Genomic DNA, 6,393 nt, shown 5'->3' on the forward strand with positions numbered 1-6,393 from the left:
CACGCTGATCGGCGCGGTGATCCTGTGGGACATCCTGTTCCGCGGCCAGCTCGGCTTCTCGATCTCGTTCCTTGAGGAGATGTGGGCGCGCAATCTCGGCAACCTGATGATGAGCCCGCTGAAGCCGATCGAGTTCCTGATCTCGCTGATGATCATGAGCCTGATCCGGCTGGCGATCGGCGTGATCCCGATGGTGATCCTTGCCCTGGTGTTCTTCAAGTTCAACATGTTCGACCTCGGCTTGCCGCTGATCGCGTTCTTCTGCAATCTGATCTTCACCAGCTGGTCGCTGGGCATCTTCGTCTCCGGGCTGGTGCTGCGTAACGGTCTGGGCGCCGAGAGCATCGTCTGGACGCTGATGTTCGGGCTGATGCCGCTGGCCTGCGTGTACTATCCGGTCTCGGTGTTGCCCACCTGGCTGCAATATGTCGCCTGGAGCCTGCCGCCGACCTATGTGTTTGAGGGCATGCGCGCGCTGTTGTTTGACCATGTGTTTCGTACCGACCTGATGTTCACCGCGCTGGCCATCAACGCGGTGCTGTTTATTGCTTCATTCGCGATATTCCTTGGGCTGTTGCGCAGCGCCCGCCGTGCGGGTTCGCTGGTATCGGGCGGCGAATAGGCTGATTTCGCTCGCGAATGTCTGGTTTCGCCGCGGTTGACGCGGGCGGAACGGTGGTTGCATTGACGCTTTCTTATGCAGAGCCCACTATCTTCCAAAGAAACGAAGTGGGAGCACAGATGCCGATCGGTGAATTTGGCAGGCCGCCGGCCTTGCCGTCGGAAGTAAGCCCGGCCCTGACCACGCCGATGTACTGGATGTATGAGATGGCCTATGCGTCGCTCAATCCGGCGCGCGCGATGTCCGATGCCACCAAAATGATGTTCCAGAATCCGCTTAATCCGCTGTCGCAGACCGAGTTCGGCAAGTCGGTCGCCGCCGGCTGCGAATTGTTCGAGCGCACCACGCGGCGCTACGGCAAGCCGGAATGGGGACTCGACGATACCGACGTCAACGGCGTCCGCACCCCGGTCGTGATCCGCACGGTGTGGGAAAAGCCGTTCTGCCGGCTGCTGTATTTCGATCGCCAGCACCCGCGCCCGCTGCGCGCGCCGCAACCGCGCGTGCTGATCGTGGCGCCAATGTCCGGCCACTACGCCACGCTGCTGCGCGGCACCGTCGAGGCCTTCCTGCCGACCCATGAGGTCTACATCACCGACTGGTCCGACGCCCGCATGGTGCCAATGGCCGCCGGTCGATTCGATCTCGACGACTATGTCGACTACGTCATCGAGATGCTGCACGCGCTGGGCGGCAACATGCACGTCATCGCGGTGTGCCAGCCTTCCGTGCCGGTGCTCGCCGCCGTCTCTGTCATGGAGGCCGAAGGCGATCGTTTCGTGCCGGTGTCGATGACGCTGATGGGCGGTCCGATCGATACCCGCTGCAATCCCACCTCGGTGAACAACCTTGCGGCCGAGAAGGGCATCGACTGGTTCCGCAGCAACGTCATCACCAAGGTGCCGTTTCCGCATCCCGGCGTGATGCGCGACGTCTATCCGGGCTTCCTGCAGCTCAACGGCTTCATCAGCATGAACCTTGATCGCCACATGGACGCGCACAAGAACCTGTTCAACCACCTGGTCCAGGGCGACGGCGACCTCGCCGACAAGCACCGCGATTTCTACGACGAGTATCTGGCGGTGATGGATCTCACCGCCGAGTATTACCTGCAGACCGTGGATGTCGTGTTCATCAAGCATTCGCTGCCGAAGGGCGAGATGACTCATCGCGGCAAGAAGGTGGACCCTTCCAGGATCGTCAACGTCGCGCTGATGACGGTGGAGGGCGAGAACGACGACATCTCTGGCCTCGGACAGACCGAAGCGACGCATGCTTTGTGTTCGTCGATCCCCGATGATCGCCGCGTGCACTACGTTCAGAAGGGCGTCGGGCACTACGGCGTGTTCAACGGCTCGCGATTCAAATCCGAAATCGTGCCGCGCATTTCCGATTTCATGCTGACGGCAGCAGAAGCGAAGCAACACGCCGCGACGGCAGAATAAATTTCATCGATAACAACGGACGACGCGATGCGTTGCCGTTGTTATCTGCGCGTTGTTGATGAAATCGAGCCGATGCCGGAGTTAGTAAGCCTCTGAAAACAGCCGGTAAAACAGGTTTTCCCCGGTATTTAAAGAAATGAGGTTTGTTTCATTTTATTAACGCGCGTTCTGGCGTTATTTTGAATCAGGATTCTGGTTCCATAGCCCTTTAGATAGGGGACATGCGCTCATGCGACCCTGTATATTGGGCAAATGATTTGTTTTTGCGCGGAGACATTCTCTTGGCGGCGGATATGGCAGAATCCGGTCGATCTCCTGACGACCGGAACGACAGATATGGCTTTTCGCGCACTTCTTTACCGACGCCCCACGGAACCCGACACCATTGCCGTCAAGCACGGCTCGCAGATTTTCGCCATTCGCTTGCGAAGACATCGTCGTGCGCGACGTTACACGCTGCGTATTCATCCGAGTGATCGCGAAGCGATCCTGACCATGCCGCCGCGCGGCACGTTGGCCGATGCCAAGGCATTTGCGGCGGGCCACGGCGCCTGGATCGCCGCGCGCCTCGGCCGTTTGCCGAAGGCGGCACCGTTTGAAGCGGGGACGTTGGTGCCGTTGCGCAGCACGTCGCACAAGATCGTGCATCGCGCGGGCTCGCGCGGCACGGTGTGGACCGAGACGCGCGACAGCGGCGAGAAGATTCTCTGCGTCGCGGGCGAGGCCGAACATCTCGACCGCCGCGTGCATGACTTCCTCAAGCGCGAAGCGCGCGCCGATCTGCAGAAAGCCTCCACGCACTACGCGCGGGAACTCGGCGTCAAGGTGACGCGGCTGACGATCCGCGATCAGTCGAGCCGGTGGGGGTCGTGCACCTCGGCGGGGTCGCTGTCGTTCTCGTGGCGGCTGATCCTGGCACCGCCTTACGTGCTGGATTATCTCGCCGCCCATGAAGTGGCGCATCTGGTCGAGATGAACCACTCGGCGAAGTTCTGGAAGGTGGTGGCCCGGATTTGTCCGGCCACCGAACGCGCCAAGATCTGGCTCGATACCTGCGGCAACGACCTGCACCGCTACGGCGTGCAGGATTAAGCCTTTCGCCTCGCTCACTGCTGTCGTCGCCCGGCTCGACCGGGCGATCCAGCAGACGGTGGCGTTGCAGGTGATGCGCGAACGCCCTGCGTTTACCGGGGCGCCCGTCTTCGCGGATGACGACAGGGGAGGGTGGGGCAACGCCATGCTTTCCACATCTCCTCTGCCTATATTCCTATTGGCTTGTAATCCTAATCCTCCTGGATTGCCAGCTCGTATTTGCTTGCCCGTAAAAGCCCGCCATCACTGCTGTCGTCGCCCGGCTTGACCGGGCGATCCGGCAGACGGCGGCGTTGCAGGTCCTGCGCGAACGCCCTGCGTTTACCGGGTCACCCGCCTTCGCGGGTGACGACAAGTGAGTTTGTGGCTATCTCCCGAACAACCTTTCCGTCAGCCAGCCATCGAGACCACCCGAGGCTTCCGGGCGGACGTTTTGCTGTGGTTGATTGCGGCCGGCCGGGTAGGCCGTTTGCGTCGGCGCCGGGGGCTGCGGACGGTTGCCGTTGTAGACGGGCGCGCTCGGGATATAGCCGCGCTCGGGCGGCAGCGACGGCGGCGGCGCGACACCCGGCAGCAGCTGCGACAAGGTCTGGCCGATACCGCCGAACGAATTGCCCGGCGCAGCGCCCGGGATCGGCTCCGGTGTCGCGCCCTGATGCGCGGCCTTCATGAAGCGCGTCCAGATCTCGACCGGCAATCCGCCGCCGGTGGCCTTTTTGGTCGGCGAGTTGTCGTCATTGCCGAGCCACACGCCGGTCACCAGGCGCGAGGTGTAGCCGATGAACCAGGCGTCGCGGAAATCCTGGCTGGTGCCGGTCTTGCCCGCCGCCTGCCAGCCCGGCAGCTCCGCCTTCTTGGCGCTGCCGGAGATCAGCGTTTCCGTCATCATCGTGTTCATCATCGCCACCGCGCGCGCGTCGATCACCGAGGCGGCCTGATCCGCCGGGCGCTTGTACAGCACCTTGTTGCCGTCGACGGTGCGGATCCGCTCCACCACATGCGGCGAGGCGGCGAGCCCGCCATTGGCGAACGCCCCATAGGCGCCGACCATCTCCGTCAGCGACACTTCGGAGGTGCCGAGCGCGATCGAGGCGTTGGCCTCCAGCTTCGAGGCGATGCCGAGCCGGTGCGCGGTGCGCACGACGCTTTTGGCACCGACCTCAAGCCCGAGCCGCACCGCGACCGTATTCAGCGACATCGCCAAAGCCTGCGTCAGCGTCACCGGCCCGAAGTATTGGTGCGTATAGTTCTCCGGCTTCCAGCCCTTCACATCGAGCGGCGCGTCGGTGCGGATCGTCTCCGGCGTCAGGCCCGCTTCGATGGCGGTGAGATAGACGAACGGCTTGAACGACGAGCCCGGCTGCCGCTTGGCGGTGACCGCACGGTTGAACTGGCTTTCTGCGTAATTGCGGCCGCCGACCATCGCGCGCACCGAGCCGTCCGGCGACATCGCCACCAGCGCGCCCTGCGTGACGTTGAACTTGACGCTCTTGGCGGCGAGTTCGTCGATGATCGATGCCTCCGCCACGCTCTGTAGCTTCGGATCGATCGTGGTCTCGACGATGATGCTCTGGTCGACCTGGCCGATCAGGTCGTCGAGCACTTCGCCGATCCAGTCGGCGACATAGTTCACCGTGCCGGCGCCGACCGCCTTCACATTGTACGAGGCATGACCCGTCGAGGCCTGCGCCTGCGCGGCCGTGATGAAGCCGGCGTCCTGCATCGCCGCCAGCACGGTGCGCGCGCGCGCCTCCGCGCCTTCCGGATTGCGGTTCGGCGCCAGCCGCGACGGCGACTTGACGAGGCCGGCCAGCATCGCCGCTTCCGCGATGGTGACTTCCTTCGCCGACTTGCCGAAATAACGCTGCGCCGCGGCTTCCACGCCATAGGCGCCGGAGCCGAAATAGACGCGGTTGAGATACAGCTCGAGAATCTCGGCCTTGGAATGCTTGCGCTCCAGCCAGAACGCCAGCTCGACCTCCTGCAGCTTGCGCTTCATGGTGCGCTCTTCCGACAGGAACAGGTTCTTGGCGAGCTGCTGGGTCAGCGTCGAGCCGCCTTGCGCCACGCCGCGATGCATCACGTTGGCGACCGCGGCGCGCGCGATGCCGAGCGGATCAACGCCGTAATGCGAATAGAACCGGCGGTCCTCGATGGCGATGAAGGCCTTCGGCAGATAAGGCGGCAGATCCTTCAGCGCGACATTGGCGCCTGCCATTTCGCCGCGCGTCGCCAGCACGCTGCCGTCCAGCCCGGTGATCTGGATCGTCGGCGGCCGCTTCGGGATTTCCAGCGACTGGATCGGCGGCAGGTGCGCGCCGACATAGATCACGACGCCGACCACCGCGATCGCGCCCCACAGCCCGACCACCGCGCCCCAGTAAAACATCTTCTTGAAGAAACCGACGATGCCGCCGCGCGATTTGCTTGATTTGCGCTTGCCACTCGCTTTGCGTGGGCTCGGCTTCGGTCTGTCGTCGGAGCCGGAGACGCGATCGCCCGGATTCATCCGCAGCTCCGCCAGCGAAGACGGCAGCCCGAACACCGGCTCTTTCCGACCGTTCTTTTTCTTCGCCATACGAAAACACCACGCCCGCTCGACGCCCGACCGTAACGTTCCCGGTTTAAAGCGCCGTTAAGCGGAGGTTAACGCAACGCAAACGGGTTCCGCGTGCCGTCGTCATTTCCGATACAATTATCAAACAGCCAGATGTCCGGAGTGATCTGCGCCCACGCGCCGTCCGTTCCGCGCCGCCGCGCAAAGTGGGCCTTCCAGTTTGCCCCTCGAGAATGAGGGGGATGACGCGCCGAAAGGCGCAACTGGGTAGCAAGTCGCGCTCCGAAGCCCGCCTGCGACAGCGGGCATCCGGCGCGCGTCGCCTTTCGGCGCGCCATCGCGGCTTTTCTGTTCGAGGGACCGTACTTCCGGGCCAGGCTTGTGGCCACCAGGACCACTCCAGCGGGATTTCGCCCGCCTTCCACCTGTCCGCGTCCAGCCATTGAAGGCAGCGCCCCGTAGTGGGCACGGACGGTTCCCCCCGACCTCCCGAGTCCGTGGGTGCGAGCCACGTCCGCAGGCGCCGCATCCCGACTCCACTCCAAGAACGCCTCATGAAGCGCCCCTCGTGAGCTGGACGAAGAGGAATATAGTCAAGTTCGCTAATAATGTCAACCCAAATCGCTGGTCGGCTTATGATGGCATCAAGGTTTTCACTTATGTCGCCGAGTTTCTAT

General features: G+C 63.1%; 4 protein-coding genes. 3 read left to right on the forward strand and 1 reads right to left on the reverse strand.

All coding sequences use genetic code 11. The features are described from left to right. The 3 genes from JWQ24_RS22730 to JWQ24_RS22740 form a co-directional block, all read left to right on the forward strand. Nucleotides 1-622 (forward strand): ABC transporter permease (locus JWQ24_RS22730; protein ID WP_299812808.1); only part of this gene is annotated, 622 nt, incomplete at its 5' end. A gap of 119 nt (nt 623-741) precedes the next feature. Then, nucleotides 742-2,067, forward strand: coding sequence for a polyhydroxyalkanoate depolymerase (gene phaZ / locus JWQ24_RS22735; RefSeq protein ID WP_299812811.1), 1,326 nt, complete (start codon nt 742-744; stop codon nt 2,065-2,067). A 252-nt stretch (nt 2,068-2,319) separates the two neighbouring features. Further along, complete coding sequence (locus tag JWQ24_RS22740) at nt 2,320-3,159, forward strand: SprT family zinc-dependent metalloprotease (protein WP_299812813.1); 840 nt, start codon at nt 2,320-2,322, stop codon at nt 3,157-3,159. A gap of 367 nt (nt 3,160-3,526) precedes the next feature. Here JWQ24_RS22740 and JWQ24_RS22745 read toward each other — a convergent pair whose 3' ends face one another. Beyond that, on the reverse strand, nt 3,527-5,737 hold the full coding sequence (locus JWQ24_RS22745; protein ID WP_299812816.1) for a transglycosylase domain-containing protein: 2,211 nt from the start codon (nt 5,735-5,737) through the stop codon (nt 3,527-3,529). Nucleotides 5,738-6,393 lie beyond the last annotated feature (656 nt).

This window comes from Tardiphaga sp. (assembly GCF_028290495.1).
In the GTDB taxonomy this organism is placed as follows: Bacteria; Pseudomonadota; Alphaproteobacteria; order Rhizobiales; family Xanthobacteraceae; genus Tardiphaga.

Coding starts and splice junctions, on each gene's coding strand:
- phaZ (WP_299812811.1), top strand. CDS start 742: ATGCCGATCGGTGAATTTGGCAGGCCGCCGGCCTTGCCGTCGGAAGTA.
- JWQ24_RS22740 (WP_299812813.1), top strand. CDS start 2,320: ATGATTTGTTTTTGCGCGGAGACATTCTCTTGGCGGCGGATATGGCAG.
- JWQ24_RS22745 (WP_299812816.1), bottom strand. CDS start 5,737: ATGGCGAAGAAAAAGAACGGTCGGAAAGAGCCGGTGTTCGGGCTGCCG.